29 protein-coding genes are annotated in these 26,565 nt (G+C 58.3%); 13 read left to right on the top strand and 16 right to left on the bottom strand.

What is annotated here, in order from left to right:
• Nucleotides 1-135: 135 nt before the first annotated feature.
• The 6 genes from PY650_RS26555 to PY650_RS26530 form a co-directional block, all read right to left on the bottom strand.
• A complete protein-coding gene (locus PY650_RS26555) occupies nucleotides 136-993 on the bottom strand; it encodes an ABC transporter permease (RefSeq protein ID WP_285882574.1) in 858 nt (285 codons plus the stop codon).
• Nucleotides 986-1,753 (bottom strand): ABC transporter ATP-binding protein, encoded by a 768-nt coding sequence (locus PY650_RS26550; protein WP_285882573.1) that lies wholly within the window; start codon nucleotides 1,751-1,753, stop codon nucleotides 986-988. The genes PY650_RS26555 and PY650_RS26550 overlap by 8 nt, the downstream gene beginning before the upstream one ends.
• Before the next feature lie 52 nt (nucleotides 1,754-1,805).
• On the bottom strand, nucleotides 1,806-2,831 hold the full coding sequence (locus tag PY650_RS26545; protein WP_349644517.1) for an ABC transporter substrate-binding protein: 1,026 nt from the start codon (nucleotides 2,829-2,831) through the stop codon (nucleotides 1,806-1,808).
• 230 nt (nucleotides 2,832-3,061) lie between these two features.
• Nucleotides 3,062-3,829 (bottom strand): ATP-binding cassette domain-containing protein, encoded by a 768-nt coding sequence (locus tag PY650_RS26540; protein ID WP_285882570.1) that lies wholly within the window; start codon nucleotides 3,827-3,829, stop codon nucleotides 3,062-3,064.
• 3 nt (nucleotides 3,830-3,832) lie between these two features.
• Nucleotides 3,833-4,819: an ABC transporter permease gene (locus PY650_RS26535; protein WP_285882569.1), complete on the bottom strand. Its 987-nt coding sequence runs from the start codon at nucleotides 4,817-4,819 to the stop codon at nucleotides 3,833-3,835.
• Nucleotides 4,820-4,890: 71 nt separating this feature from the next.
• Nucleotides 4,891-5,820, bottom strand: coding sequence for a substrate-binding domain-containing protein (locus PY650_RS26530; protein ID WP_432761589.1), 930 nt, complete (start codon nucleotides 5,818-5,820; stop codon nucleotides 4,891-4,893).
• A 495-nt stretch (nucleotides 5,821-6,315) separates the two neighbouring features.
• Here PY650_RS26530 and PY650_RS26525 point away from each other — a divergent pair, with 495 nt between their 5' ends.
• Nucleotides 6,316-7,230 (top strand): DMT family transporter, encoded by a 915-nt coding sequence (locus PY650_RS26525; RefSeq protein ID WP_285882568.1) that lies wholly within the window; start codon nucleotides 6,316-6,318, stop codon nucleotides 7,228-7,230.
• Nucleotides 7,231-7,430: 200 nt separating this feature from the next.
• Here PY650_RS26525 and PY650_RS26520 read toward each other — a convergent pair whose 3' ends face one another.
• Both PY650_RS26520 and PY650_RS26515 read right to left on the bottom strand, forming a co-directional pair.
• Nucleotides 7,431-7,868: a hypothetical protein gene (locus PY650_RS26520; protein WP_285882567.1), complete on the bottom strand. Its 438-nt coding sequence runs from the start codon at nucleotides 7,866-7,868 to the stop codon at nucleotides 7,431-7,433.
• A 284-nt stretch (nucleotides 7,869-8,152) separates the two neighbouring features.
• A complete protein-coding gene (locus PY650_RS26515; RefSeq protein ID WP_285882566.1) occupies nucleotides 8,153-9,103 on the bottom strand; it encodes a GlxA family transcriptional regulator in 951 nt (316 codons plus the stop codon).
• 85 nt (nucleotides 9,104-9,188) lie between these two features.
• On the opposite strand from PY650_RS26515, the gene PY650_RS26510 reads away from it, so the two are divergent.
• Together PY650_RS26510 and PY650_RS26505 are read left to right on the top strand one after the other, a co-directional pair.
• Nucleotides 9,189-9,878: a DJ-1/PfpI family protein gene (locus PY650_RS26510; protein ID WP_285882565.1), complete on the top strand. Its 690-nt coding sequence runs from the start codon at nucleotides 9,189-9,191 to the stop codon at nucleotides 9,876-9,878.
• A 92-nt stretch (nucleotides 9,879-9,970) separates the two neighbouring features.
• Nucleotides 9,971-10,174, top strand: coding sequence for a hypothetical protein (locus PY650_RS26505; RefSeq protein ID WP_285882564.1), 204 nt, complete (start codon nucleotides 9,971-9,973; stop codon nucleotides 10,172-10,174).
• 20 nt (nucleotides 10,175-10,194) lie between these two features.
• Here PY650_RS26505 and PY650_RS26500 read toward each other — a convergent pair whose 3' ends face one another.
• Nucleotides 10,195-11,175, bottom strand: a complete 981-nt coding sequence (locus PY650_RS26500) for an MYG1 family protein (protein WP_285882578.1) — start codon at nucleotides 11,173-11,175, stop codon at nucleotides 10,195-10,197.
• A gap of 276 nt (nucleotides 11,176-11,451) precedes the next feature.
• On the opposite strand from PY650_RS26500, the gene PY650_RS26495 reads away from it, so the two are divergent.
• On the top strand, nucleotides 11,452-11,739 hold the full coding sequence (locus PY650_RS26495; protein ID WP_285882563.1) for a hypothetical protein: 288 nt from the start codon (nucleotides 11,452-11,454) through the stop codon (nucleotides 11,737-11,739).
• A 44-nt stretch (nucleotides 11,740-11,783) separates the two neighbouring features.
• Here the strand turns inward: PY650_RS26495 and PY650_RS26490 are convergent, their stop codons facing one another.
• Both PY650_RS26490 and PY650_RS26485 read right to left on the bottom strand, forming a co-directional pair.
• Nucleotides 11,784-12,050 (bottom strand): hypothetical protein, encoded by a 267-nt coding sequence (locus PY650_RS26490; protein ID WP_285882562.1) that lies wholly within the window; start codon nucleotides 12,048-12,050, stop codon nucleotides 11,784-11,786.
• A gap of 331 nt (nucleotides 12,051-12,381) precedes the next feature.
• Nucleotides 12,382-12,939, bottom strand: a complete 558-nt coding sequence (locus PY650_RS26485) for a carboxymuconolactone decarboxylase family protein (protein WP_285882561.1) — start codon at nucleotides 12,937-12,939, stop codon at nucleotides 12,382-12,384.
• A gap of 118 nt (nucleotides 12,940-13,057) precedes the next feature.
• Here PY650_RS26485 and PY650_RS26480 point away from each other — a divergent pair, with 118 nt between their 5' ends.
• The 8 genes from PY650_RS26480 to PY650_RS26445 all read left to right on the top strand — a co-directional run bounded on the left by PY650_RS26480 (nucleotide 13,058) and on the right by PY650_RS26445 (nucleotide 19,625).
• Nucleotides 13,058-13,969 carry a LysR family transcriptional regulator gene (locus PY650_RS26480; RefSeq protein WP_285882560.1) on the top strand — a complete coding sequence of 304 codons (912 nt, stop codon included), beginning with the start codon at nucleotides 13,058-13,060 and terminating at the stop codon, nucleotides 13,967-13,969.
• Between the two features lie 594 nt (nucleotides 13,970-14,563).
• Complete coding sequence (locus tag PY650_RS26475) at nucleotides 14,564-15,178, top strand: alpha/beta hydrolase family protein (protein ID WP_285882559.1); 615 nt, start codon at nucleotides 14,564-14,566, stop codon at nucleotides 15,176-15,178.
• 136 nt (nucleotides 15,179-15,314) lie between these two features.
• Entirely contained in the window at nucleotides 15,315-15,860 is a 546-nt protein-coding gene (locus PY650_RS26470) for a hypothetical protein (protein WP_285882558.1), read from the top strand.
• 104 nt (nucleotides 15,861-15,964) lie between these two features.
• Nucleotides 15,965-16,426 (top strand): YHS domain-containing (seleno)protein, encoded by a 462-nt coding sequence (locus tag PY650_RS26465; protein ID WP_285882557.1) that lies wholly within the window; start codon nucleotides 15,965-15,967, stop codon nucleotides 16,424-16,426.
• 78 nt (nucleotides 16,427-16,504) lie between these two features.
• Nucleotides 16,505-16,738, top strand: coding sequence for a hypothetical protein (locus PY650_RS26460; protein ID WP_285882556.1), 234 nt, complete (start codon nucleotides 16,505-16,507; stop codon nucleotides 16,736-16,738).
• A 41-nt stretch (nucleotides 16,739-16,779) separates the two neighbouring features.
• Nucleotides 16,780-18,609 carry a protein-disulfide reductase DsbD gene (gene dsbD, locus PY650_RS26455; RefSeq protein WP_285882555.1) on the top strand — a complete coding sequence of 610 codons (1,830 nt, stop codon included), beginning with the start codon at nucleotides 16,780-16,782 and terminating at the stop codon, nucleotides 18,607-18,609.
• A 40-nt stretch (nucleotides 18,610-18,649) separates the two neighbouring features.
• Nucleotides 18,650-19,255, top strand: a complete 606-nt coding sequence (locus PY650_RS26450; protein WP_285882554.1) for a DsbA family protein — start codon at nucleotides 18,650-18,652, stop codon at nucleotides 19,253-19,255.
• Nucleotides 19,256-19,364: 109 nt separating this feature from the next.
• A complete protein-coding gene (locus tag PY650_RS26445; protein ID WP_285882553.1) occupies nucleotides 19,365-19,625 on the top strand; it encodes a hypothetical protein in 261 nt (86 codons plus the stop codon).
• Between the two features lie 75 nt (nucleotides 19,626-19,700).
• Here PY650_RS26445 and PY650_RS26440 read toward each other — a convergent pair whose 3' ends face one another.
• From PY650_RS26440 to PY650_RS26420, 5 genes are all read right to left on the bottom strand, one after another.
• Nucleotides 19,701-20,906, bottom strand: a complete 1,206-nt coding sequence (locus tag PY650_RS26440; protein WP_285882552.1) for a CaiB/BaiF CoA transferase family protein — start codon at nucleotides 20,904-20,906, stop codon at nucleotides 19,701-19,703.
• Nucleotides 20,907-20,913: 7 nt separating this feature from the next.
• A complete protein-coding gene (locus tag PY650_RS26435) occupies nucleotides 20,914-22,071 on the bottom strand; it encodes an OpgC family protein (protein WP_285882551.1) in 1,158 nt (385 codons plus the stop codon).
• Nucleotides 22,043-23,671 carry a thiamine pyrophosphate-binding protein gene (locus PY650_RS26430; RefSeq protein WP_285882550.1) on the bottom strand — a complete coding sequence of 543 codons (1,629 nt, stop codon included), beginning with the start codon at nucleotides 23,669-23,671 and terminating at the stop codon, nucleotides 22,043-22,045. Before PY650_RS26430 ends, PY650_RS26435 begins: the two co-directional genes overlap by 29 nt.
• Before the next feature lie 92 nt (nucleotides 23,672-23,763).
• A complete protein-coding gene (locus PY650_RS26425) occupies nucleotides 23,764-24,246 on the bottom strand; it encodes a hypothetical protein (RefSeq protein ID WP_285882549.1) in 483 nt (160 codons plus the stop codon).
• 29 nt (nucleotides 24,247-24,275) lie between these two features.
• Nucleotides 24,276-25,604 carry a tetratricopeptide repeat protein gene (locus PY650_RS26420; protein ID WP_285882548.1) on the bottom strand — a complete coding sequence of 443 codons (1,329 nt, stop codon included), beginning with the start codon at nucleotides 25,602-25,604 and terminating at the stop codon, nucleotides 24,276-24,278.
• A gap of 237 nt (nucleotides 25,605-25,841) precedes the next feature.
• Between PY650_RS26420 and PY650_RS26415 the strand changes: the two genes are divergently transcribed.
• Nucleotides 25,842-26,558, top strand: coding sequence for an SDR family NAD(P)-dependent oxidoreductase (locus PY650_RS26415; protein WP_285882547.1), 717 nt, complete (start codon nucleotides 25,842-25,844; stop codon nucleotides 26,556-26,558).
• Nucleotides 26,559-26,565 lie beyond the last annotated feature (7 nt).

Genomic DNA, 26,565 nt, shown 5'->3' with positions numbered 1-26,565 from the left:
TGCCTGTATCCCTAGGCTACTGCCGGAGGAACGACAGGTTCTATCGGGCGGTCCAAGGATCACCCGTAAAACAATCACTCACGCAACTTCACGTCGCACTGCCAACAGTTGCTCCACCGGAATGTCGAGCGATATTTATTCGCGCCAGCCGAGGAACCGTCGCTCGACCCCGCCGATGACGAAATTCACGATCAGACCCATGATCGACAAGATGGTGACGCCCGCGAAGAGCTTTTCGAGATCGTAGAGCGAACCGGCTTCGAGGATATAGGAGCCGACGCCATATTGCGCGCCCAGCATTTCCGCCGCGACGAGCAGGATGATCGCGATCGAGATGGAAACGCGCAGGCCGGATAGGATCGCGGGGAAGGCACCGGGCAGCACGATCTTGCGGACGATCGACCACCAGCTCAGCCCGAAGCTCTGGCCCATGCGGATTAGCGAGCGGTCGACGTTGTCGACCGCGCCATAGGTGGCGACGACAGTCGGCGTGAACGTGCCGAAAGCGATGAGCGCGTATTTCGACATCTCGTCGATACCGAACCAGATGATGAAGAGAGGCAGGAGCGCGATCTTTGGAATGGGAAAGAGCGCGGCCACCAGAGGAACGAGGCCGGCGCGGACATAGCTGAAGAGGCCGATCAGCACGCCGAGCGAGATGCCGACCGAAATGCCAAGCGCCGCACCGATGAATAGGCGCTGCAGCGAGGGGATCAGATGTTTCCAGAGGCCGCCGGTCTGCCAGAGCTGTAGGAGCGTTTCGAAGACGGCGGTCGGGCGCGGCAGAGTGAGGCTGGTAATGATGCCGGTGCGGGTTCCGATCTCGGCAAGCACGAGCAGAATTGCGAACACAGCGAGTGCCATGCCGCGAACCGGTCTTGGCGCAAATCCGCCGCCGCGGAACGGGACGGGCTGGACAGGCAAGGCCTTCTGCCCTTTCTCGTCGTTCCTGGGTAGGAAAGGTTGGCCCGGAAGCGTGCGGACATCAGACATTGACCAACTCCTTGTCGGCGGCGATCGCTTCTTCCCGCATCAGCTCCCAAAGCTTATTCTGCTTTTCTTCGAGCACCGGATCGCCGAGATGGCGCTCGGACAACGGGATATCGATGTCGACGATTTCACGGATGCGTCCCGGACGGCGAGACAGGACGACGACGCGGTGGCCGAGCCGGACCGCCTCGTTGAGATTGTGGGTGACGTAGACCGACGTGAAGGGCTGGCGGGTCCAGAGTGAAATCAGGTCCTCCATCAAGAGTTCGCGGGTCTGGCTGTCGAGCGCCGAAAGTGGCTCGTCCATCAGCATCACAGCGGGTCGGACGGCAAGTGCACGGCTGATCGCGACCCGTTGGCGCATTCCGCCCGAAAGCTGCTTGGGCAGGGCGTTGCGGAACTCCGAAAGTCGCGTGCGCTCCAGGACATTCGTGACGATATCGTCCATTTCGCGGCGGCCAAGGCCGTGGTCCTCGAGCACGAGCTTGATATTGCCCGCAACCGTGCGCCAGGGCAGCAGGGCAAAGTGTTGGAAGACATAGGTGAGCGGGTTGAGACAATCCTTTGGAGGCTGGCCGATCTGCAGGACTTCGCCGGAGGAGGGGCGTTCCAATCCGCCAAGCAAACGCAGTAGGGTAGACTTGCCGCAGCCCGAAGGACCGATCAGACAGGCAATCTGCCCCTCGGGAATATCGAGGGAGACGTCGCGCAAAACCTCGACGGATCCATAGGAGTGAGTAATGTTTTTGAGTTTCAGGTCCATGAGGTCTCCCCGCCGGAGGCCGCTTGGGCCTCCGGTTTGCTCCCCGAGCGCATCAGATCGTCTTGACGAAGGATGTATCGAAAAGCTGGTCGTTGGTGATAGCGTCCTTGACCATGCCTTCCGACTTGAACCATTCAAGCTGCTCGATGCAGCTATCGAGCGAAATTGCCATTCCCTTGTTAATGCGCATCGCACCTTCGATCAGGTTCTGCTTGGCAACTTCATAGGGGCTGTCGCTTTCGACATATTTGTAACAGATCTTCGCCAGTCGATCGCGCTCGGCGTCGTCTGCGGTCTTGTCGACGAAAGCGGCGTTGTAGTCGTCGATCGCCTTTGAATAGGCGGTGATGAAGGACTGGGTGAGCGACCGGTCGTCCTTGGCGTTCTTGGTTGACGTAAAGCCCGTCGTCACCTGATAGTTCGGCGCGTAATCCGAGACGAGGCCAATCTTTTTGGCCGCACCTTCGCCAATCATCCTGTTCGCCACATTGGCCTGGATGGCCCAGGCATCGATCTGGCCGGTCGAGAGCGCGCCGACAATGGCGCCAAGCTTCTGCAGCGGGCGAAGTTTAATATCGGCAAGATTGATGTTGTTTGCCGCGGCGATCTTGTGAGCCATGAAATGGAAGGATGATCCGGCCGTCGTGATGCCAAAGCTCTTGCCCGCGAGCTTCGAAGGATCGGTCAATCCGGCGTCATAGGCCTTGTTCGACGCCAGGATAACCGCTCCGACAATGCCCTTTTCTTCCGTCAGCGCGCCGCCGACGACCTTGATTGCACCCTTCTGGGCAAGGCTGATAAGACCGCCACTCATTGCCGTCACACCGAACTCGGCATCGCCGGATGCGATCGCCACCGCCATCGGCTGGGCCGCTTCGAAGAACTTCAGCTCGATGTCGAGACCGGCATCCTTGAAGTAGCCGCGTTCATGGGCGATGAAGCTCGGCGCATGGCTGGCAAGATTTAGCACTGCAAGATTGCGCTTCGTCGCGGCGCGCGCTGGCATTCCAAGCGCGGCTGCGGCGCCGGCGGCGCCCATCGCGATGAGTGCCTGACGGCGGTTCAAGATGAAGTTCATGTGGGGGGTTCCTCCAATGTCGACGCGCTTGACGGCGTTATACATTCTCACTGCCACTCAATGCCATTGAAGACAATGAAAAATGATCAGGCCTCCATAGCTTTAGGAGATCACGAGGGTGGCCCGTTTAATGCCGTGCCAATTGGGCATGACGGCAAGTCTTGAACCCGTGTAAATACCATCTCAGAGCACCAAAAGGGTTCAAGGTCAATTTGGTCGCTGGAATAGGCTCACACCTTAATGGCATTGAGCATTTCCTCACCGGTAATGATCCTTTCGACCTGCGCGATTGTCGTCTTTTTGGGATCTATGTCGTCTGCCACCACCCTTCCGCCCCGCATGACGACGATCCGATCGACCACCTGAAAGACATGGTGGATGTTGTGGGCGATGAAAATGCAGGAATGGCCTGTGTCGCGCGCTTCGCGGACGAAACGCAAAACCCCTTGCGTTTCGGCAACGCCCAGATTGTTGGTCGGCTCGTCCAAGATGATCAGGTCGCTATCGAACTGCATGGCGCGGGCGATCGCGACCGCTTGGCGTTCACCCCCGGACAGGGCAGTAATGGCGGTTTCCGGCGGAATATCCTTAGTTATGCCGACACGTTTCAAGAGGTCGCGGGCCGACGCGTTCATCGTTTCTTGGTCCAATTGGCCAAAGAAGCGACTTCCCTTGATGGGTTCTCGCCCCAGAAAGAGATTTCGGGCGATCGACAGCTGCGGAACGAGGGACGAATCCTGAAAGATCGTCTCAATTCCGTTCGCAATTGCATCCGCCGTGCTTTTAAGCTCGACTTTTCTCCCCTTGATGATGATGTCTCCGCTCGTCAGTGGCACGGCGCCGGACAACACCTTGATCAGCGTTGATTTGCCCGCGCCATTGTCACCAAGCAGGCCCACCACCTCGCGCGTTTCGACGGTAAGGCTGACGTCGCGCAGCGCATGGACACGGCCGTAGAATTTGTTGATCTTCTCCATGCGGATAAGGTCTTCGGACATGGTCTACACTCCCGCGTTATGTCGCCGTTCTAGCCATGAATGCAGCGCCATCATGCCAAGGATGATGGCTCCGATGAAAATATTGTAGGCAAGCCCTGGTACCCCGACCATCACGATACCATTGCGCATGATGCGCAGAATGAAGATACCGAGCACCGTTCCGACGATCGTGCCACGCCCACCGGTCAATACCGTTCCGCCAATGACCACCATCGCGATCACCTCAAGCTCGTAGCCGGTTCCGCTATTTGGATTTGCGGCCGACGTGCGGATCGAGCTGATCACACCTGCAAGTGCTGCCATGGCCGAAGACGCCATGAACAGGTAGATCTTGGTTCGGTTGACGTTGACGCCGCGAGCGCGCGCCGCATTGGGATTGCCACCGGAAGCCTGTATCCAATTGCCGAATTTCGTCTGCGTGAGAATAAAGTGGGCGGCAAACGCCGCCAGTGCGAACCACAGAACCGACATATACATGCGGAAGCCGCCCATGAAGAAGCTCCCGGCCAAGAGTGCGGCAAACCAGTTGCCTCCGGCCGTCCAGGTGTGCTGCGGAAAGCCGTCGGTGATGTAAAGGGCGGTGCCTCGCACCACCAGGAGCATGCCGAGCGTCACGAGAAAGGACGGGATGGAGAGTTTGGTGACGAACCACCCATTGGCAAAGCCAATGAAGAGACTGAGTGCGAGTGCCACGAGGAAGGCGGCACCAAGCGGCATCAGATTGCCGTTATAGACCGTCCACATCAGAACGGCAGAAAAGCCGAACACCGAACCGACGGACAAATCGAACTCTCCTGCGGTCATCAGCAGCGTCATCGCCAGTGCGATAAGTCCGAGTTCGACGGTAAAGGAGAGGGTGTTGCTGATGTTTTGAAGCGAGAGGAAGTCCGAATTGAATGACCAGAAGATCACGAGCTCAAGGACTAACAGAACGAACGGACCGAATTCGGGCTTCGAAACAAAGCGTTGAAGAGGGGAAGGTTGTTGCATGGATGCTCACCGATTGGGGTGTGTCACCCGGTTTGAACCGAGTGACACAGCCAGTAAGTCTTTCGACGATGCTATTTGCCGGCGAGAATTTTGTCGTAGATCGCCGCTTTGTCCTTTTCATAGAGAGCGCCGGTGATGATGTTGAAGCCGGGCGGGATCTTGTTGGCCGCCATGGCTGCCATTGACAAAGCCATGTAGCTGGTTGCCTGCGGGTCCTGCCATTGGGCGGCATTCACGTAGCCCGTCAGAACTTCCTGGGTGGTATCGGGTGAGTTGCCCCAGCCGACGACCGGGATTTCGCCAGGCTTGACGCCGACCTGATCAAACACCCGTTTGATGCTTCCAGTGACAAGGTCGCCGAGCCCGATGATTGCCTTGACCTTCGAGCGATTGGCGGTCAGGTAGTCCGACATGCGCGTAATGATTTCGGCTTGGTCCAGCGTTGCGTCCGTCACTTCCCAGGTGATGTTCAGCGGTTTGAAGACGCTGGATATTCCTTCCTCTTCCTGCACGCCGTAAGTCGCGCCGGGAACTTCGACCGGCATCCAGACGAAGTCACCGGATTTTACCAGCTTCTTGTCAACCAGATATTGTGCCCAATTGCGGCCGAAAGCCTTGTTGTCACCGCCGACATATGCATTGAAGCTCGCCTGAGGGTCGGGGGTGTTGAAGTTGATGATTGGGATATTGGCGGCGTTGGCTTCCTTGACGACTTGGACGAGGCTGCCCGGGTCCGGGCTGGTGGTCACAATCCCGGTAGCGCCTGCCGAAATTGCTGCCCTCACAGCCTCTTGCTGCGCGGGAACGTCACCGTTGTGGAACGATGTATTGACCTTATTGCCGGTGTCTTCGGCCCAGAGCTTGGCTCCTGCCAGGAAATAAGTCCAGACAGGATCGGCCGGTGAGCCGTGCGAAATCCAGTAGTAGGTTTTGCCCTGCGCGTAGGCGGCCGAAACGAAGCCGGCTCCTGCGGCAATGACGATCGCCGAGAGTAACGTGATAGCTTTCTTTAGCACGTGAAATCTCCTCCCTTGGCCCGGTTATTCGGCCGGGCGGTTGACCCGCTGACCTCCCCAGTCAACATCAAAATGGCTTAACTGCCTGCGTCATTTTGACGTCCTAAAGCCAGCCGTAGGTTGAAGAAGATGTCAAGCGATCAGGGTCTCGAATCTGTACCGGCGGAGCAGAATACGAAAGTGTGAATGAACGGGGTCGCCATTTTGAAGCAGCCGAAATTGGTGTGACACCTGCAATTGCGTTTCGGCGGCAGCATCGTTGCCGCGGACACGTTCGCCTACATTGTATTAAACTTTGCAAATCCACGACCATGTCGCGGCCAATTTAATCGGGCAAGCATGGAAGGCCACCTTCCACGATCGCTGTGTGCCGTTCTGACAAAGAAGGTGGATCTAATCGAACTTTCCGGGCGACCGCTTGCGGGAAAAACCCAAAACCGGTTAAAGCCCGCGCTACATCCATTTTTTAAGAGGGGCGCCATGAGTGTTCGCGTGGCCGGTAATTCCGGCAATGTCTTGGTCATTGGCGTGCTTTTGATGTTGCTCGGCGATTTTCTCTTTTCGCTGAACGACGCAATGGGCAAATGGCTGGTCGCGAGCTTCCCCGTCGGGCAAGTGCTGGTGGTGCGCTCGCTCGGCTCCTTTCTCATCCTCGCGCCTTTGATCGCAAGGCAGGGAAGCGCCATGCTGTTTCGCATCGAGCGCGTGCCCCTCCAGATCCTGCGCGTCGTTTTGACGACCGCCGACGTCGGGCTGTTTTACGCTGCCGTCGCCTATTTGCCGCTCGCGGATGTCATGACCTTCTACATGGCCGGCCCCATCTATGTCGCGGCGCTCTCGCATTTCTTCCTCGGCGAGACGATCGGCTGGCGTCGCTGGCTCGCGGTGGTCATCGGCTTCATCGGCGTTATAATTGCGCTCAGACCTTCCGCTGCCATGCTATCCTGGCCATCGATTTTTGCTCTTGTCGGTAGCCTCGCTTTTGCGTTGACCTTGGTGCTCGGCCGTCGCCTGCGTCTGACGAGCGACGTGACACTCGTCACCTGGCAGACGGTTGCCGCCCTGATCACCGGGCTGGTGCTCAGCATCGGCAACTGGCGTTCCCCGTCAGCACTCGATTTCACAGCGATGCTGGCGCTCGGGATTGTGGCCGGCAGTGCTCACATGATGATCACCCGCTCGCTGAAGCTTGCTCCGGCTTCGCTGCTTGCGCCGCTGCAATACAGTCTGCTTGTCTGGGCGATTGCTCTCGGCTTCCTTTTCTTCGGCGACCTGCCGGACAGCCAAATTCTGCTGGGCTCCGCGGTGATCGTCATCGCGGGGCTCTTTATCTTTCACCGGAAGAATCTTACGGGGGACATTCCCAAGGAGGCCATCCCGCCGGATGGGCACTGAACCTTGCGACATGCCGCCCCCGGCATGTGCCGCCCTATCGGTCCATTCGTCAGGCGTCGGCCAAGGCGACCCTTGAGAATTAGCATTCTCAGGGATTGCCAAGCCAACACTTAGCTGTCGATAGCCTAGTTATGCGATCCAACCAAGTTGGAGGCGTCGCCGCAAGGCCAGCAGCCTCGGCCGGCAACGCCTAGGGTAGACTATAGCGTCAGCATCCTGCGCAACCGGGCAAACAGGCTCGGTGGCCTTCCGGCGAGCAGCGGACGAATGGAGCGTGCGACTACGGAAGAACTGACCGTTTCGCCGAAATGGCAGTAGCAGACAATTCCGTGCAGCTCATGATCCGTGAGTTCGAAGAAGCGCTTTGCTTCCCCGTAGCTGTCGTTTTCCAAACCAGCGGCGCGAAGAACCGGATCTGCAAAGGCGACGGAGATTGGGGAACTGTCCGTCCGCATTGCCGCCCTGGTCTCACTAGGCTGAAATTCGGTTTCGCGCAAAGTGGAAAGAAACTGTCGGGGACTCCGCTCGAGAAGATCTATCCAACGTTCGAGCCGTTGGGTTCGCGACATTTCTCGATTAAGGAAGTCCTGATCGACTTTTGCAATTTTCTGCAAGTCATCGCGTGCATGCTGCTTCATCTCGGCCTCCTATATGGCGATAGTTGGTCCCCTTCGATGTAACTTCAGCCCGAAACGATGATTATCCCAAAGAGACGAGTTGTCCAGTCACGTTGGGCTGCCGGATGATTTGCGGAACGAGAAATGTGATCTCCTCAGCGTGCTCGTCTTCCGGCAGAGCGATCCGGGATGCTCGAAAGGTCGCGCTTCAGCGCCGATTCCTTTGCGCCGATACCTTTGCTTTAGACAAGCGCATTGCGCCAACTTTCGAAATGACGCGGCTTCGCGTCCTTGCGACCATTCCTTTACCCGAAATGATCGCGAAAGGCCTGCGGGGTCGTTCCGAATGTTTTGAGAAAACTCCGCCGCATGGTCTCGTCCGAACCGAAACCGGATCTTATGCGCGCCTGGCGAACCGAAAAGCCTTCTTCCAGGAGGCGCCGGACGGCCTCCACACGGATATCCTCGACAGCCCTGGCAGGCGTGCGGCCGGTTGCCTGGCGATAGTGCCGCGAAAAGCTGCGCGCACTCATATTGGCCTGTTCGGCAAGCGCCGGCAGCGAAAGGTCCTTGCGCAGATTATCGAGGATCCACCCATGAAGCCGGTCGAAACGATCGCCGCTTTCCTGCAGCGAGAGCATCGTGCTGAACTGAGCCTGGCCGCCCGGCCGCTTCAGGAAGACGACGAGTTCGCGCGCGACGGCGAGGGCCAATTTTCGGCCGAGATCCGCCTCCACCAGCGCAAGCGCCAGATCGATGCCGGCGGTGACGCCTGCCGAGGTCCATATGTCGCCATCCTCGACAAAGATTGGATCGGGTTCCAACCGCACATTCGCAAAGCGCTTGGAAAACTCCTTGCATCTATTCCAATGCGTTACCGCGCGCCGGCCTTCCAAAAGTCCGGCTTCGGCGAGAAGAAAGGCGCCGCTGCAGACCGAAGCGGTGCGCCGCGCGCTCTGTGAACGCCGGCGGATCCAGTCGACAAGAGCTCCATCTTCGCATGCATTGTTGACGCCGACGCCACCGGCGACAATCAAAGTATCGATCGTCTCATCGTTATCGGGCAGCAAGGCTGTGGCAAGCGTCAGACCCGAGGTTGTTGCCGTTTGCCGGCTTGTTGCTACGGCGATCGCGTCATAGGGCCTCGGCTGACCGGCCGCGCGTGCCGCCTCGTTGGCGCTCGTAAAGACCTGCAGCGGACCGGTTATGTCAAGCAGTTGGGCGTTCTCGAAGGCTAGGATCTCAACGCGGCGCATGGTTGGCTCAAAATGAGGGGACTTTGGCAAATACGCCAAACAATGATCGCGTAAGCTTGCCGAAGTCAACCATTGGAGACGCACCATGACTATCCATTTCGGACTGCTCGTTTTTCCCGGCATTCAGCAACTCGATCTCACAGCCCCATACGAGATCTTCGCCTCGACGGAGGGCGCGGAGGTCCATCTGATCTGGAAAGACACTCAACCGGTCATTTCCGCAACGAAACTGGCCCTTCAGCCGACGGTAACATTCGACGACTGCCCAAAGCTCGATGTTATCTGTGTGCCTGGGGGCGGCGGTATCAATGCGTTGCTTGAAGACGAGACGGTGCTGTCCTTCATTCGTTCAAGGGCGGCTCAGGCACGTTTCATTACCTCTGTCTGCACCGGATCGCTTGTCCTTGGCGCCGCCGGTCTTTTGAACGGCAAGAAGGCGACAACGCACTGGAATGCCCAGGATTTCCTGGCAAATTTCGGCGCCATTCCGACTGCCGGCCGTATAGTTCAGGACGGCAATCTCATCACCGCCGGCGGAGTGACGGCTGGCATCGATTTCGGGCTGGCCGTCGTTGCCGCACTTTTTGGAAAGGAGGAAGCAGAGACGGTTCAGCTCTCGCTGGAATATGCGCCGCAGCCGCCTTTCCATTCCGGCACGCTTGAAGAGGCGACAGCCGATGTCATTGCGAGAACAAGGCGGCGTCTCGCCGGCTCACGCATGGCGCGCGAGGCCATTCTCGCCCGCCTGATCGCCTCTGAGCGCAAGCCGGCTTAACCAAGCCTCCCAAAACCTGCTAGAAGCCATCCAAAGCCTCAGTGACAAGGGTCCCCTCGGTTCAGCCAGGTGTCAGTGTCGCTGGATATTGGATGCAGGATTTTGCCGAGGACGATGCTTCGATGACTGCCAAAGCTTACATCATTGCGATGCTTTTGAGTTCCATCCTGTGGGTAACGTCGTTCGACGTCGCACGGCACGCTTATCGAGATGCGCAAAGAGCGGGAGCCATCCCCAATCTGCACCTTAAGGAGACGGCACATCGTTGGATCTTCGACGATGATGCAGGCGTTTAGCGCGGGCGGCACATCCTGAATTAGCCGGCGGGGGTATTTGCGCGCGAAGACAAGCTGGCGTTGACGACTGATTTCAACCCGGTGGACATAGCCTCCTTTACCGCCAGCTCAGCCATGGCGAGAGCGGCCTTTCGGGTCTTGGCGGCGGCGATGAAACGGCCATTATGGCAAAAGCTCGCTCCTTCGATGCCGCAAGCCGCCTCCAGATCACCATTGGTCAGGCCCGCCCAGGCCGCAGGCAGATCCGCCCGTAGCTCAAACACATCATCTGCGCGGCGAATGCCGGTTAGGCACCAATCCGTTGCGCGCGGATGAACGACAAACAGCAGATGATCGGCGCCTGCCTTCACGATGGCAGGGCGAAAGGGCATTCCCATCGGGAGTTCAAGAATTCGCCCTTGGCCTGCGTCTTCGATTGCCTGCCGCACAAGCGCCTCGGCTCGCAATTTTGCAGCGCTTTGGGCAATCTTGGCCTCGACGAAACTGCGGGCGATCGCAAGAGCGTTTTGGAAACCACGGTCCTCTGCCTGGGGATCGACGTCGTCAAAAACCGGTTTTAGTGTTTCCAGCAGAGCAGGCAAGGTGAACCCAGCCAGCGGCCCGGCAACAGAGGGGCTAAGCACGCCATTGTCCACGAGATCGACCGGCAGGACGAAGCTTGCATCGAAAGAGGCATGTACCGCCTCGACGTCAGTCGTTTGAAGCCCCGAGGCTTCAAGATAATCACGGCCGAAATGCTTCCAGATCAAGCCGAACGAACTGTACGGCTGGCCATCCTCCCGCAACGGCGCGCCGCGCTGATGGTGATCGAAAATCCGCGCTGCGGCGTCATATGCACCACCCACATCGTAGATGATGCGGTCAATGCCGGGCGTGATCCATTCCGGCTCCCTGCTGCGGATCAGACGAGCCTTTGGGAAAAGCCGGGTCAAAATAACGCTGGAGAGCAACTCGTCGGCATGGAAGCCACCGGAATGGGTAACGAGGAAATCTGGGATCATGCCGGCACGTACCTTGTTGCTCAAAGAGGGGTCGCTTCAGATCGCACCAGATAGCCATTGCCGGATCTTATCTCAACCCGTCATTCGATCATTTGGCTGGGTTTGTCAGGCCCTGATGGCCCGTCGGGCCCTTTTTGCCAGCAGGCGCCCGTATTGAGCAAAGCAGATGGGTGCCATGCGTTAATTGCATTGGACGGCCGTTGTAGTCGAAGGCAGTCATTGCCAAATAGTTGATAACGGGAAACAAGGGTTTCTCTCCCCGTGAGGAGATGAATTATGGTTGCATTCAAATCTATTGACGAAATGACGATCGAGGAACGGCAAGAAATATTGTCGGCGGTTGTAGATACGCTGGAAGAAACCTCCAAGGAAGCTTCATTGGAAGGGCAGGGTACTTACGCCGAGAACTCCCGCAATCTCGCTTTGGCTATCAGCGGCTCTGTCGACGACCTGGCCACTGACGAAATTGAAGCTGCGAATATACTGCTGCAACAGGCGATGACGTTGATATCGCAATTCCGTCTGAGGCATCCCTATCCGGCGACAAGCCTTGCGATCCACTAATTGAACCGCGAAGGGGGCAGCAGGGCTGCTCCCTTTCGTCGTCTTTAAGGCGATCGCCGTGCTATGCGGACAGCGGCCGGCGGTTCGATCATGATGGCATCTATTCCCAGGGCCTCGTCGTCGAAGTACGAGCGTCGGGCTTTGCCGTGCCGGTAGTCGTCCCATTTGTGTGCAAAACAGAACCATTGGGTTGCCTCTTCGACGTCGTAACGGAGCCTGCCCAGCTTCACACATCCGGGATATTCGCAATAGTGGTCGTCTGACATCTGCTCTTCAGCAGAGCTTGAACTTCTCGCGATATCGTCAACCATCCAAGTGTCCTTCGCATGTTGAGCGCCATCGCCGACCCGAGCGACGACGCGGTTCCACAGTGGACTCACCGGATATGAGGGTAGGAGCGGGTGGTTAACCGATGGTTTCCAGTCTCGGGTCCCGATGCTGGGGCCGCTCGTTTGCTACCGAGCTGGTTTTGCCGAGTACACTGTGACGTCCCCTAGCTGGTTATCAAACCGGCGATTTACGCGATTTCTCGGTTGTCGGGTGCCAAGTTTGCCGAACTGGCCGGGACGCCGCTTGGCGGTGACAGCTGGCGGAGCTGGCTGTCATTTTGATTTTTGAACCAAAAGTTGCGACGCTTCCCGCTTACGAGTCTGTGATCGATTCCGACGAAAGGGCAGGAGCCATAGGGAAGTCGATAGGCACGTTTGTTGTGGCGTGGAGGTAGTTGGTAACCGTCTTGTCACCGATCGTAACGATGGCGTCGACGAGATTTTCTTTCGTCCAGCCGGCGCTCAGAAATGCATCAACAAGCGCAGGATCTGCGTGCCCACGTCTGATGGCGATATCTCGCGCGAGTCTCGCCAGCGCGTCCAGCTTCGGATCGAAGGAGGCTTGTCCCTTGCGGATCTCAAGGATTTGACTAGGAGTGAAGCCGTTCATTCCGGCAATAACTGTGTGAGCTGCGAGGCAGTAGTCGCACTCGTTGACTTGACTGACGACTAGATTGACGACTTCGCGCGCTTTTCCGGGGATGCTCGATCTGGCGTTTTGAAGTGCCAGATAAGTCCCGAGGGCATTCTCGGAATGGGCAAGTGTGGCATAGAGGTTCGGTACCACCCCGAGTTCACTTTTAAGCTGGTCGAAGAGCTGCTGGTTGGCGGGCGAGACTTCGTCGCGCGTTGGGACATTGATGTGGTTCATCGGGCTTCTCCGTTATATCGTCGAGTGTCGACAGTCGTCGCTGGAAGAAGCCTTGCCACATTTACGAGCACGCGATAACAGGCCTTGATCTTATCTCATTCATACGCAAACTGAATGGATGTCCGATACGCTCACACACTACCGCACCTTCGTTCGCGTCGTTGAGACCGGCTCTTTTACCTCCGTAGCGCGCGAGTACAACACATCGCAGCCGACGATTTCTCGTCATATTGCGGTCCTCGAAGATCATCTGGGCTGCCTTTTGTTTCAACGTACAACAAGGGCCCTCGCCCTCACCGACGACGGACGCGTCTTCTACGAATATGCTCGCCGCACGCTTGAGGCTGCCGCGGAGGCTGAGAGCGCCGTCGGACGTCGAAAAGGAACCCCAACCGGGATGTTGAAGTTAGCGTGCTCCGGGGTCTTCGGCCGTCTGCACGTGATCCCGCGGCTGCCGCGGTTTCGTACACTTTTTCCGCATGTGCAGATAACGTTAATGATGGAAGACAGGTATTCCGACTTGGTCGAGGAAGGCATCCATCTGGCTATCCGCATCGGCGAAGTCGGCGACGCCTCCTTGGTTGCCCGGAAGATCGGAAGCTCGCAATTTTCTGTGGTCGCCACTCCAGAGTACCTTGCGGGTCGTCAAATACCGCAGCACCCGGTAGATTTGCTAGATCACGACTGCATCGTTTATAACCGAAACACGACAGGGCCGAAATGGAGCTTCATCGGTCCAGATGGACCGTTCTCAATCACCGCGGGCGGTCCGATATATGTCAACACAACAGAGGCGGTTCGCGAAGCAGTTCTTCAGGGCTTAGGGGTAGGGCAAGTCCCCACATGGCATTTCGTCGAAGGAGAAATCGAGAATGGTCAACTTCGGGTTCTTCTCCGAGGGTTCGAAACTTCACCTTTGCCGATAAGTGCGGTCTATCCTTCCCGCCGGTACTTGCCGCATAAGGTGCGCGCGGCAATCGATTTCTTTGCTTCGGAATTTGACGCAGATCCCAGGCTGCAGGCGAGGTGATATGATTGACACATTTCTCCGCTTCACCGAGAGGGTTGTTACGTTGTTTTAATGGATTTGAGCAGCGTCTTGCGCAATGTAGCCATATGCACGCGCATGGTCAGATCAGAGGAGAGATCGAGTACCTTGCGCATGCGACTATGGGAAATTCAGGCGAAATTTCTCCCTTATATCGCATAGCGGAAGCGGACCAGCGTCGCGCCGGCATCTAAGGCCTCCTCGAGGAACTGCGTAACCTCAGCGTGTTCGCGATCGGGTCGGAATCAAAGGCGGCACCGAACGGTCGTTCCCGTTTTCTTGATCGTAGTCATCCTCTCCTCTCGCCAATTTGATGAGGCAGGAAATTGCTCTGAGTGACGCGGTGCGTTAGCTGGCTGATCGATCAACAGAGGTCCGCCCATGCTATCGCGTCTTTTTACCGTTGTTCTACTTCTCCTCGCCATGCCGTCCGTAACCGTTGCCGGTGTTTCTTGTGGCGGCAATGTTGCATGCCAGGTACCAGGCGGAAACTATCGAATCGAGTTGCCCAAGGATGGTAATGTGAAGGGCATATATGTGTACTTTCACGGTTACAAAAGTTCGGCGGAGCTGCAGATGCAGCAACGTCCGCTTGTCGATATGACACTCTCGCATCACCTCGCCTATGTCGCTGTCGACGGGATCGATGGCAGTTGGTCGTTCCCACACAGCGCCCGCCCCGGACGAGACGAAAAGACCTTTGTCGCCGATGTCCTCGATGATCTACGACAACGCTATGGTTTCACGCATGATAGAACAGTCATCGGAGGGTTTTCCATCGGCGCCTCGATGGCCTGGTATACGGCTTGCCAACAGGGGGAAAAAGCAGTCGCCATGATCACCTTCTCTGGCGTCTTCTGGGACCCGCTTCCAAAGGCCGAAGATTGTGTTGCGGATGTTCCGCGGATTATCCATTTTCACGGTACCGCCGATCAGACCTTTCCGCTCGCCGGCCGCGCGATCGGCGCAAACTTTCATCAGGGGAACGCCTACGACAGCATGGCTATTTTGCGTTCGCGCGCAAAATGCGATGTAAAGGCTGCGAAGACGATCACGCTCGACGGCGTCGAATGTGATGATGTTCCCGGCTGCATCCGCGGTGACAGCATCATGTGCATCCATGATGGTGGCCACGAGGCCCGAGCCGATATGCTTGATGCCGCTCTGACGGCTGTTGGCTTTCCGCGGTGATTCTTTTCCCGAAAATTAGCTGAAGCTCCTTGTAACAACCGGGCGGCTTCTTGCGAACTAATGGACAGCAAGGTGTTCAGCCTCGGCGAAGTTCGACCCAGACGTTCGGTCCAACCGTTACAAAGGAAACTTGATCATGCTGCATTCCATCGTATGTCCCAGCATGGGCCACTCCATCATCCATCACTTCGCAGAAGGTGCGGCTGTCTGGGGGCAAGTGATTACACCAAGCGTCGCGCACCTTATTCAGTCCCAGCGTGAACTCCCTATCGATTTCTCTCGTGTCCGTCCTGGTATTGTCTTCGAGGCCGAGACTGGCGTCGCCATGCTGCCGCATGTCATCGATGCTACCGCATTGCGGCTTCACGTCGGAGCGGACGCGTTTTTCCACGCTGCCGGCCGGTCGGGCGCTGCCATTGAAGCCGTTGCGCGCATTGTTGTCGGCGGCGACTGCACGCTCAAAGTCTGGGGACGTGCGACAGCGGAGGATCCGTTGCGGCAAAAGCAATTACGCGCCCGCGATAAGGCCTCCACAATTCCGGTCATCTTCAACGTAACGTTCTGGGAGATTTCGCGGGCGAGCGACGGCAGCTTTGACCAGTTGCGGCGCGCATCTGCCGAGAAGGATCGCGAAATCCACCGGCTTCGGTCTCAAGTCGCGCTCGCAATGTGCTCGCAATAGTCCCTCTGGGCGGGCCGCACGAATTCGTGAAGGGTGCGAGATGTAACGACCGGTCGATAACCAGCGTATCGGGATCGTTCGTCTCAACTGCAAAGGAAAAGACCATGACTTTCATCCCGCGTATGGTGCCCATTGCTGCGGCTGCCACCCTCGCATTGTCCTCCGCATCGATCGCCTTCGCCGACGAAATTTATGCAACCAATGGCATCGCTATCAATGGTTACGACGCCGTTGCCTACTTCACCGATCATAAGCCGGTAAAGGGCACACAGGAATTCTCGACCTCCTATAAGGGCGCAACATTCTATTTTGCCTCAGCGGCGCATCGTGATGCCTTCGTGAAGGATCCGGAACATTTTGCTCCCCAATATGGCGGATACTGTGCCTACGGGACCGCTGAGGGCCACAAAGCTCCCACCCAGCCGCAGGCCTTCACGGTGGTCGATGACAAACTCTATCTCAACTACAACGACGAGGTTCTGGGAACCTGGCGTTCGGATATCAGCGGCTACATCAAAAAGGCAAATGCCAACTGGGACACGGTGAGAGCGCAGCCTGCTCCGTGACTGACGCCTTCACCAAGAACCGCCTGCCCAAGTCTCTGGGCGGGCGGGACGCTGACGTTATTTTTGGGATCCTGAGCCATGATTACTCCACCTCGTCTTTCGCATCACCATCCGAACCGACTTCGCGAATGTCAAAGGTCGGTGGTGACCGATCTCAACGCCCTCATCGATGGTGCGACCGCCATTGGCAGGGACAGGCTGGAGGTCATTGTGGCGCTCGCCGATCTGTTGGACGCCGAACATTCGGATGCGGAGGGCCTGTTGCGCGCGATGGCGAGCTATGTGGGTCAGCCGGTGCGATGTGTCGCGTGACAGCTTGGCATTTCTGAAGTTCCATGTTCCGCGAGCAAATTATGCGTTTCTTGGCCTCTGTGTTCCTTCTCGTTCTCGCTGTCGGCTCGGCGTTTGCCGCCGAGACGCCGCTTGGGATGAACGACGCGTTCAAATTTTCAGTGGATCGGGCGCAAAACGGTGGCATTCATCTCCATTGGGAGATGCCGTCAGGATACTACCTTTATCGGCAGTATCTTTCTGCCGAAGCTTCCGACGGTAGCTCCGTTCGATTGCTGACCGCGCCAGGCGTCGAAAAGAACGATCCCAATTTCGGCAAATCCGAGGTCTATTTCGACCGCGCCGATGCGGAGCTCGGTCCTGTCAGTTCTTCTGTTACTGTTACCTATCAAGGATGTCAGGAGCACGGACTCTGCTATCCGCCAGCCCGCCGTATCATCGATCCCGCGACACTTGCTGTCTCCGAACAGCCTGTGTTTTCACCACCAACAGGTGGAAAGTCGGCATGGTCCAAGACCGCACCGGCGGACAAAACAAAGGATGTACAAAGATCCGCAACCGTGGCACCCGACATTGCGGTCGCAGATCAGGACGACATCGTCGGGGGCTTCCTGTCACGCGGCGGTGTTCCGCTTCTTCTTGCCGCATTCGTCGGATTTGGCATTCTCCTGGCATTTACCCCTTGTGTTTTCCCGCTTTACCCAATTCTTGCCGCAACGCTGTCCCGCGAGGGAGAGAAGCTTGACGCGCGCCGCGGCTTCATCCTCTCGGCAAGCTATGCAATAGCACTCGCATCCGCGTTTGGCATTTTCGGTGCGGCGGCGGCCTGGACAGGGGAGAACCTGCAGATAGCCCTGCAGTCTCCGATCACGGTTGTCGCTGTGGCGCTTATCTTTGCTCTGCTCGGGTTGTCGATGTTTGGTCTTTTTGAACTGCAGCTGCCTGCGGCATGGGTGGCGAACCTCAGCCGCTTCGGCAGAGGGCGCGGCGGTTCGGTTGGGTCGGCTGCCATACTTGGATTTTCGTCAGCCTTTATCATTGGCCCGTGCGTGACCGCTCCACTTGCCGGCGCGCTTCTCTATGTCGCCCGCACCGGAGATATCGCTCTTGGGGTAACACTGTTGTTCGCCCTCGGTCTCGGCAAGGGCGTTCCCTTGGTCATTTTCGGGACGGCCGGTGGTCAGGCGTTGCCACGAGCGGGCGCGTGGATGGCATCGGTCAAACATGTGTTCGGCTTTGTCTTTTTCGCATTCGCGATCTGGACGGCGCAGCCAGTGCTTTCCCAGTCGCTACCGCTTGGTCTCTGGGCTGTCTGGGCAATGGCGATTGCAGTCTTTCTGGGTGCCTTCGACGTCACGAAGGGCCGTACCACGCCAATGCGAATGGGCCTGCAGTCGCTGGGCCTGCTTGCGGCCGTCTATGCAGTGATACTCGTCGTCGGCCTTGCGGCCGGGTCGATCGATCCGGTACGCCCACTCGACGGGTTTGGCGGCGTGCAAACCGTCTCTCGGACGAACCCGGAAGCACGGATGGCAACGCTTGCGTCAAGGTCACAGCTCACCACTGAACTCGATGCGGCGCGTCTGGACGGAAAGGCAAGCCTTGTCTATTTCACCGCCGATTGGTGTGTGAGCTGCCGCTCGATCCGGCGCAATGTTTTCTCCCAGCAGAAGATTGCCGATGCCCTAACGCCGCTGAAGACGTTCAAAGTCGATCTTACGAATATCGGTGCCGATCAGCGCGATCTGATGCGTGCACTGGGTGTCGTCGGGCCGCCGACGATGATTTTCTTCCGCCCGGATCATCAGGAAGCAAAAGGTGGGCGTCTGATCGGCGAGTTCGGCCCAGATGACGTTCTAAAAGCAGCTTCGGCCGCAAAAGCCGGCATATAGCAAAATCTAGAGCCTCGACATTCGAGAATGGGAGAACGATATGTTCAATCGCAGGCAATTTCTTTCGGTTGCTGCCAGCAGCGCTCTTGCATCCACCCCGCTTGCTGGCTTTGCCGCCCAGCTGACACAAGATGACGTGTTTCGCGATCCCGATGCTCCCGTTCTCGGGAACCCGAAAGGTGACGTGACGATCGTCGAGTTTTTCGACTATCAATGTCCCTATTGCAAAAAGAGTCATCCGGACGTCAAGGCAGCCGTCTCCGAAGATGGCAATGTTCGGCTCATCATGAAGGATTGGCCTGTATTCGGTGATGCATCCGTATTTGCGTCGCAAGCGGTGCTTGGCGCAAACGAGATCGGTGCCTACGAAATAGCCATGGAAGCGCTGATGGCGACGCCGGCCTCGCTCAGTGAAGACGACGTGAAAAGGCTTCTGACCACGGCAGGCCTCGATCTCTCGAAGATTGCGGAGGCTGTTCAGCGGAACGACAAGAAGATTTCCGATCTCCTGACCCGCAATTATAATCAGGCAACGGCCTTTAATTTCGCTGGGACGCCGTCCTTCGTTATCGGGAAGATGACCTATTCTGGAGTGCTCGTGAAGGATCAGTTGGTTGAAGCCATTCGCCAAGCGCGGGCCGCTTGATAAGAGACGTTCGCAATTGACGGAATTCATAGCCAAGAGAGGGCGTTCGAAGGGATGAGCAGCGCCGGACGATTTTTTCGCCGAGTGGCCCGACAACGATCATGTGGGATTGCTTGCTATCCTGAAGGCGCGGGCCAGTCACCTCGGCGGAGAAACTGCCGGACGCTTTCTTCGTGCGATTGGCAAGCCGACACTCATCCTCACGCGCGATGTCGTACTCGCACTCATTCGAGAGGGTGTGGTTGATCGTGCCCCGACTTCCAAGAGGGATCTCTTATCGGCCCAGGCCGCTTTCAACCGCTGGTCTGCCGAAAGTGGCAGGGACCTCACCCAGATCAGCCGCGTCCTTGCGATGAGCGTTGACGCCTGACCAATAGCCATTCCCTCGAAAGGATCCCATTTCCGCGGAGATGGGTCTCGCATCTTCATAAGGTGTAAGAATGCACTATCCCCGGGCTTCGATTTCCTGGAGCTCGGCGAGAACCTGGTCGCGATCCTGATCGACATGCGGTGGAGGGCGCCGGAATTGCACCGGCGTTGCCGACATTTTCAGCGGATTGCCAAGCAGTTTTACATCACCGTGGCCATCAGTGTGCATGGTGACGACCATGTCGCGGGCAAGTGTGTGTGGGTCGCTCAGGACCTGACCGATATCGGCGACTTTCCCTGCCGGCACCTCTGCCGCAAGAATCCTCTCTACCCACCCCTCGGCGGTGTCGACTGCGAGAGCGTCGGTGATCAGGGCGTCGAGGGCATCCACGTTGACAACCCGATCGCGATTGCGGCGGAAGCGCGGATCGTCGGATAGTTCGGGCCTGTCGATCGCGGCGGTAAACCTCTGGAATTGGTGATCGTTTCCGACTGCAATTGCAATTTCGCCATCAGCCGTCGCAAAAGTCTGGTAGGGAGCGATGTTTGGATGCCTGTTGCCGATCCGACTGGGTATCTTGCCGGAGACCAGGTGGTTTGTTGCCGCGTTGATCAGCCAAGCGACCTGTGCGTCATAGAGAGCGAGATCGATATATTGGCCCTCGCCGGTGCGATCGCGATGGCGAAGGGCGGCGAGAATGCCTGCGGTCGCGTACATGCCGCACATCACATCCGCGATCCCGAGACCGACCTTAACCGCTCGTCCGCCGTTCGCATCGCTGTCGCCGGTAATGCTCATGATCCCGCCCATGGCCTGGATCAGAAAGTCATAGCCCGTGCGTTCGGCGTAAGGCCCGCTCTGGCCAAAGCCGGAAATCGCGCACCAGACGATATCCGGTTTAATCTTGCTGATATCGTCGTAGCCGAGGCCACGACGGGCAAGGTCCCCCGGCTTATAATTTTCGACGACGACATCGGAAATCGCCGCCAGCCGCTTGATGAGGTCCACACCCTCTTCGGTCGCAAGATCGATCGCGATCGATCGCTTGTTGCGGTTGGCCGAGAGGAAATAGGCGCTGAGATCGCTGTCGCTGCCATCGGCATTCCGGACAAACGGCGGACCCCAGCCACGCGTGTCGTCGCCGGCGCCCGGCCGTTCGACCTTGATGACGTCGGCGCCGAGATCCGCAAGGAGCTGTGTCGCCGTTGGTCCCGCAAGGATACGGGAGAGATCGAGGATGCGCAGCCCCGAGAGGCTGGCGGGCTTTTGATGAGCAGACATATTTGCCTCACGATTTCCAAGGAGAGGATTTGAACCAGCGGACGAGATAGGCCGTACCGATGAGGGTCGCGAACCCGAACAGGTTGCCAACAGCTTCCGCGCTTGTCGTGCGGCCAACGTGATCAAGCGCGATACCGATCGGCTGAGCGATCACCATGCCGGTGATGAAGACGGCGAGCGATTGCTGGCCGACGACGGTCAACACCCGAACGACCGGACCGCGCAGCCGTACGCCCTTTTCACCAACCACATGGACGACGATGTAGCTGAGGGCGATGAAGTGAACGAAGCGCAGCAAGCCGAAGTCAGTCTTGTCGGTGAGGGGAGCAATGCGGGCGGCGGCCATCTGGAAGAAGGGGTGCACCTCCTGAAAGCGAACCCAGGCGAATGGCACCGTAGCGATCACAACGGCAATCGCTAGCGCCATCAGACGGCGGTCGTAGCCCGGTGCCGGCAGGACGCCTCGCATCAGGAAGAACCCGGTGAAGAACAGAAATTGCCAGCCGAACGGATCGAAGAACCAGGGGCGATCCGACCAGGGCTCCGCCGGCAGGCGCGTCAGGCCAAACTGCGTGGCAAGCCATAGAACGGTCATCAGAAATAACGGCAGGTAGCGGTTTGCCTTCGAGGCGAAGATCATCACCGGCATCAACGCCAGGATGACGATGTACATCGGCAGGATATCGAAATAGTTCGGCACGTAGGTTAGCGTCAGCAAGCCGACCAGCAGACGGCCAGGATCCTTGATGAACGGTACGAGGTTCAGGCTGTCGACATAAGTGACGCCGTCATAGCGCGTTCCGGCGACCACCATGATGGCGGCCACAACGATGAAGACGACGATATGGGCCCAGAAGATCTGCCAGATGCGCTGCGTGACACGGGTAGTCAGCGCAATGGCGCCGTTGCGGTCGTAAGTCGAGCCAAATGCAATTGCCGAAGCCATGCCGGATTGAAAGACGAACATCTCCGTGGCATCTGAGAAACCGAAGCGTGCGGGGATCCAGAGCGCCCAGCCGTCACTGGGGATGTGCGCAAGCAGAATGATGAGCATGCCGACGCCACGGAAGAAGTCGAGGCGCGGATCGCGGGGACGCTTTGTCTTCAGGCCGGTCGGCGCTATCGCCGGCACGGCATCAGAAGGCGCCGCTATAGGCGCTGGCATCGAACCTGCAGGCGATAAGGCTGAAACTTTTGCGTCTGCCGGCAGCCTCAAGCTCGTTACGGAAGTCATCGATCGTCTCCACATTCACGCCGTAGCCGCCGAACCCAAATGCCACGGTAGCAAAATCTGTTTCACCGAGGGCGACCCCCGCTGGCGCCAGGCCGGCGGATGCCTGTTTCATTGCGATTAGAGCAAGGCTGCGATCCTGAAACAGGACGATCGTCAGCGGCAGGCCGAGATCGCGAACGGTCGCAAGTTCGCCAATACCCATCTCCAGACCACCATCACCCATGACCGCAAACACTGGCCGCGAGGGGGCGGCGACTTTTGCGCCGATCGCCAGCGGCAAAGCGGCGTTCATCGTGCAGAAGCCGGCCGACTGCAGCAGGCAGAGCGGTGCTGCCGCGCGCCATTTCTGCGAGAGCAGAATGCGGTGGGCACCGCTGTCGACCGTGACCAGACCGTCTGACCCGACTGCTTCGTTCAGGTGATCGACAATGGCGTGAGGGCCCCATGCCGCCTTGGTCGAAAAGACGCGATCGAGTTCGGCTTTGGCTTCAGCCGGCTCACTGCCGGCCCATATTTTGCGCTCGACGATCGAACCGTTGAGCGCCTGTAATATGCTTCTCGTTTCCGCCGAAATCCACGTACCGGCGTGATGCATGGCATGATCGGGACGAGTTTTGGAAATATCGATGAGCCGCGTCGGATCGGCCACGAAATCGAGCCAGCCGAGCCGCATCTCGATCGGATCATAGCCGAAGGCAAGCACCAGATCCGCCTTCTCGAACAAGGGGAGCAGGACGCGGTCGGCAAGCGGCGACAAGCCGGCGCCGCCAAGGGACAGCGGGTGGTCTTCGGGAATGATGCCCTTCGCCTTGTAGGTCGTGATAATGGGCGCTCCGATCGTTTCGGCCAGATGTTGCAGCGCCGGTCCGGCGCAGCTGCGTACCGCCTCCATGCCGGCGATGATTAGCGGCCGGTCGGCAGTGCGGAGGCGCTCCGAGAGCGCGCGAACAGTCGGATCCGTCACTGAAGCACTTGCTGTAAACCGCTTCGGAGGCGTAGCCACAGAGACATTCGGAGCGATCATTGCTGCAACCGCGGGCGAAAGGTCCAGATGCACTGGCCCCATCGGCTCCGTGGTGGCGATCGCGACAGCGCGTGCGACGGTGGAAGTAGCGCTTTCAGGTTCGACTTCGAAAGAGGCCTTGACCAGCGGACGAAGGAGCTGGGCGTGGTCGATCACCTGATGTGTATAGCGAGCGCGGGTGGCTCGATCGACGATACCGGAGATAACGATCAGCGGAACGCGCTCCTGAACCGCATCGGCAATCCCGTTGACAGCGTTTGCAAGACCTGGACCGACGGTCGTCACCAGCAGTTCAGGATTGCCGGTGATGGTGCTGGCGCCGGCTGCCATGATGGCGGCTGACGTTTCGTGGCGGGTCAGGTTGAAGGCGATCCCCGCGGCTTGCAGAGCGTCGATCAGAGTGACGACCTCTCCGCCTGGAACACCGAAGGAATGACGCACCCGGTATGCGTAGAGTGTCTTGGCGACGATATCGGCAACGCGATCAGCTTTTTGAGATTGAGACATTGCAAGCAAGCCATTTCACAGAGGAATATCTTGGGTGAGAAGCCTGCCCGGCGGATGGATGATGGGACCGGGCAGGCCTCTCCTGCGACACCTTATCGTTCGGTCTGGCGGACGACGAACGCGACGACGGTGCCGAAGAGGACATGGCCGATCAGCGAGGCCCAGGTCAGTGTGATGAAGCCGAGGAACGGCGGCAATCCGGCAAACAGATGCGCCATCACATAGAGCGCAAAGACCCAGAGGCCTGTGCCAAAGCCAATGCCGGTGAGCAAGAGCGGCAGCTTCGGAAAAATCACTCTCTGCAGGGGGCGTGCGATGAACAGATAGCCGATCGGGTAGAAGATGATGCCGACTGTCGCGTGAATAGCTTCGGCCAGGAGCAGATTGTTGAAGCCGAAGACGGACTGAACAAGAGCTGCAGGTTCAAGCGGGCCACCGACCCAAAGCGGCGTGATGATGCGCGCCCAGATCTCCCAGGTAATATCGGCGGCAAGGCCGGCGAGCACGATCGTGCGGCCAAGACTCGGCTGGATCTCGGGAAAGACGCTCGCCTTCTGCATTTCCATCATGGACATTGACGTTCTCCTTGTTCGATTGTTGATCTTCAGGCCGACAGGCGTATGCCGACCGAGCGCTCGATCGATTTGAAAAGCCGGTCGTCCGCCTTCAGCTGCTGGCGAAGCTGGCCGATGCGGTGGACGGCGGCACCATCGCCGCCAGCGCCCACCGCCTTGGCCAGGGCGAGGACGAAAAAGTCACGCTGCGCATTGCTGCCGCCGATCTTCGGCAGATTGGCAACCATCCGGTCGATCATCCGCTGGTCGGCCGGTGCGTCGAGCCCGGCAAGGACACGCGCCATCGGAACACCGATCTCGGCCGCGATCCGAGCCTGGTCGTCCAGGCCGAGCGCCCTGGCATCGATCTGCGCCACCAATTCGGAAATACCCTCGCGATCACCGACAGCGACCATGGCTGCGAGATTGTGAAGTGCTGCGAAGATCAGTGTGGTGTCACTTTTGCGCCGATGGGCAATCTCGGCGACGTCCATCCAGCGGTTGCCGACATGCACGCCCGACTGCTCGAGGCGCCACAATAGCGAGATCGCATTGGCCATGTCGCGAAAGTCGTCCGTCTGCTGCGGCCGGACTTCGTCATCGTAAAGTTCGAGGACACGATCATGATCGCCGCGCTCGAGATGCAATAAGCCGAGATGCCACGCCATGTGGAACGAAAAATTATTGCACCGCGACCATGCCTTGCGGCTGCCTTCCAGCCAGTCGATGCCCTGCTTCGCATCGCCTTGCATCTCGAACACGTGAGAAACGGCGTGCAGGCCCCAGGAATCGTCTGGCTGGAGCGCAACCGCCCGCTGGCCCACTTTCAGTGCCTCATCATAATGGCCATGTTCTTCAAGCGAAAAGGCATGGCAGCCAAGCACAAAGCCGGCGGCGCCGCTTGCCGTATCGACATGGTGTGCCGCGCGTGTACTCGCGGCCAGCATACCCACCGCGTCGCCGACCATGAAACGCAGCGCGTGCGCAAGCTTGAAAGGAAGAATGGTGGCCGGACGATCTTCGAAACCGATATCCAGGATACGGGCGGCCTGTGCGAAGAGGCCGCTCTCAGCGGCTTCGAGTGCTGCCACAAGAATGCGTTCGTCGGCCGTACCGCCGCACTTTTTTGCCAAGGCGATACGCGCGTCGGCGAGCGCTGTGGCGGCGACCGTTGCCAGCTCCGATCGAGCGAGAATCAGATTGGCGAAACCCTTGAGCACATGACCGGCAACGTGGTCGGGATCGGCTAAAAGCGTCGCTTGAAGTGCCGCCCCCGTGTTTGGCCTGTGCGCGGCAATTGCGAACACGGCGCCTTCGAATGCCCGCTGTGCCTCCACGCTGTCCGTGCTGGTGGCAAGATCATATGCATCGCGTTTCATGCTATTCTCCTCGAGGAGGGCCCTAGCTCGCATTGGAAAATCAAAAGCTCAGGTCCGATGCTGCCTTTACGGTCGTGCGATCAGGTTCGTTACATCGGTTGGTATTTTTCGCTGCTGCAACAAAGAATCTTGCGAGCAATGACAATGATAAGTTTTAAAACATCTGTAACAAAATGAATGTCTAGTTCGTAGGAAGCTCGATAGAAGTCGTGTCGGGTGAATGAAGGGAACACGCCAATGCCGGAAGTATCAGGAAGCGATCTCGTCGTGATGGTCACCGGCGCCGGTGGCAATCTCGGTAAAGCGGTCGTCACCGAATTGATTGAAAGCGGCGCGAACGTCGCGGCGGTCCAACGACATCTACGGGAACCAGGTTTTCGCGCGAGAAGCGGGCAAACAGGCGAAATCCTGGAGCTCGATGACGTCGACTTGACCGACCTTTCCGCTTGTCAGGACGCCGTTCGACGGTCGCTCGAAGCCTTTGGCCGGATCGATGCGTTGGTCAACACGGTTGGCGGCTTCCAAACCGGCGCGGTCGAGGAGCAGGGCTTGGATCAATGGGACCATATGTTCCAGATGAACGCCCGCACTGCCTATGCCATCAGTGCCGCGGTCCTGAAACCGATGCAGGAAGCGCGATATGGCCGTATCGTCCACATCGCGGCGGCACCGGGCCTGAAGGCTGGCGCCAACCAGGCAGCCTATGCCGCATCGAAAGGAGCTGTCATCCGGCTCACGGAAGCGATTGCCGCCGAGAACCGCAATAGACGCATCACCGCAAATTGTATCCTGCCTGGTACGATCGATACGCCGCAGAACCGTGCGGCGATGCCGAATGCAAAGACCGACGGCTGGGTTCAGCCGGCCGATATCGCCAAGCTTATCGGTTTTCTTGTCTCGCCGGCGGGTGGCATCGTCACCGGCGCGGCGATCTCGGCGACAGGACCGGTGTGAGGATTTC

Origin of the sequence: Martinezella calliandrae, from assembly GCF_030272695.1 — a bacterium.
Taxonomy (GTDB): Bacteria; Pseudomonadota; Alphaproteobacteria; order Rhizobiales; family Rhizobiaceae; genus Rhizobium; species Rhizobium calliandrae.
The sequence above is the reverse complement of the archived record's forward strand: the minus strand, read 5'-3'. Positions and strand labels throughout refer to the sequence as shown.

Coding starts and splice junctions, on each gene's coding strand:
- PY650_RS26460 (WP_285882556.1), top strand. CDS start 16,505: ATGATTACTCCACCTCGTCTTTCGCATCACCATCCGAACCGACTTCGC.
- PY650_RS26540 (WP_285882570.1), bottom strand. CDS start 3,829: ATGTCCGAAGACCTTATCCGCATGGAGAAGATCAACAAATTCTACGGC.
- PY650_RS26545 (WP_349644517.1), bottom strand. CDS start 2,831: ATGAACTTCATCTTGAACCGCCGTCAGGCACTCATCGCGATGGGCGCC.
- PY650_RS26465 (WP_285882557.1), top strand. CDS start 15,965: ATGACTTTCATCCCGCGTATGGTGCCCATTGCTGCGGCTGCCACCCTC.
- PY650_RS26435 (WP_285882551.1), bottom strand. CDS start 22,071: ATGCCAGCGCCTATAGCGGCGCCTTCTGATGCCGTGCCGGCGATAGCG.
- PY650_RS26550 (WP_285882573.1), bottom strand. CDS start 1,753: ATGGACCTGAAACTCAAAAACATTACTCACTCCTATGGATCCGTCGAG.
- PY650_RS26535 (WP_285882569.1), bottom strand. CDS start 4,819: ATGCAACAACCTTCCCCTCTTCAACGCTTTGTTTCGAAGCCCGAATTC.
- PY650_RS26495 (WP_285882563.1), top strand. CDS start 11,452: ATGGTTGCATTCAAATCTATTGACGAAATGACGATCGAGGAACGGCAA.
- PY650_RS26430 (WP_285882550.1), bottom strand. CDS start 23,671: ATGTCTCAATCTCAAAAAGCTGATCGCGTTGCCGATATCGTCGCCAAG.
- PY650_RS26485 (WP_285882561.1), bottom strand. CDS start 12,939: ATGAACCACATCAATGTCCCAACGCGCGACGAAGTCTCGCCCGCCAAC.
- PY650_RS26505 (WP_285882564.1), top strand. CDS start 9,971: ATGCAGGATTTTGCCGAGGACGATGCTTCGATGACTGCCAAAGCTTAC.
- PY650_RS26420 (WP_285882548.1), bottom strand. CDS start 25,604: ATGAAACGCGATGCATATGATCTTGCCACCAGCACGGACAGCGTGGAG.
- PY650_RS26470 (WP_285882558.1), top strand. CDS start 15,315: ATGCTGCATTCCATCGTATGTCCCAGCATGGGCCACTCCATCATCCAT.
- PY650_RS26480 (WP_285882560.1), top strand. CDS start 13,058: ATGTCCGATACGCTCACACACTACCGCACCTTCGTTCGCGTCGTTGAG.
- PY650_RS26500 (WP_285882578.1), bottom strand. CDS start 11,175: ATGATCCCAGATTTCCTCGTTACCCATTCCGGTGGCTTCCATGCCGAC.
- PY650_RS26515 (WP_285882566.1), bottom strand. CDS start 9,103: ATGCGCCGCGTTGAGATCCTAGCCTTCGAGAACGCCCAACTGCTTGAC.
- PY650_RS26520 (WP_285882567.1), bottom strand. CDS start 7,868: ATGAAGCAGCATGCACGCGATGACTTGCAGAAAATTGCAAAAGTCGAT.
- PY650_RS26440 (WP_285882552.1), bottom strand. CDS start 20,906: ATGTCTGCTCATCAAAAGCCCGCCAGCCTCTCGGGGCTGCGCATCCTC.
- PY650_RS26525 (WP_285882568.1), top strand. CDS start 6,316: ATGAGTGTTCGCGTGGCCGGTAATTCCGGCAATGTCTTGGTCATTGGC.
- PY650_RS26475 (WP_285882559.1), top strand. CDS start 14,564: ATGCAGCAACGTCCGCTTGTCGATATGACACTCTCGCATCACCTCGCC.
- PY650_RS26415 (WP_285882547.1), top strand. CDS start 25,842: ATGCCGGAAGTATCAGGAAGCGATCTCGTCGTGATGGTCACCGGCGCC.
- PY650_RS26450 (WP_285882554.1), top strand. CDS start 18,650: ATGTTCAATCGCAGGCAATTTCTTTCGGTTGCTGCCAGCAGCGCTCTT.
- PY650_RS26510 (WP_285882565.1), top strand. CDS start 9,189: ATGACTATCCATTTCGGACTGCTCGTTTTTCCCGGCATTCAGCAACTC.
- PY650_RS26425 (WP_285882549.1), bottom strand. CDS start 24,246: ATGTCCATGATGGAAATGCAGAAGGCGAGCGTCTTTCCCGAGATCCAG.
- PY650_RS26490 (WP_285882562.1), bottom strand. CDS start 12,050: ATGGTTGACGATATCGCGAGAAGTTCAAGCTCTGCTGAAGAGCAGATG.
- PY650_RS26555 (WP_285882574.1), bottom strand. CDS start 993: ATGTCTGATGTCCGCACGCTTCCGGGCCAACCTTTCCTACCCAGGAAC.
- dsbD (WP_285882555.1), top strand. CDS start 16,780: ATGCGTTTCTTGGCCTCTGTGTTCCTTCTCGTTCTCGCTGTCGGCTCG.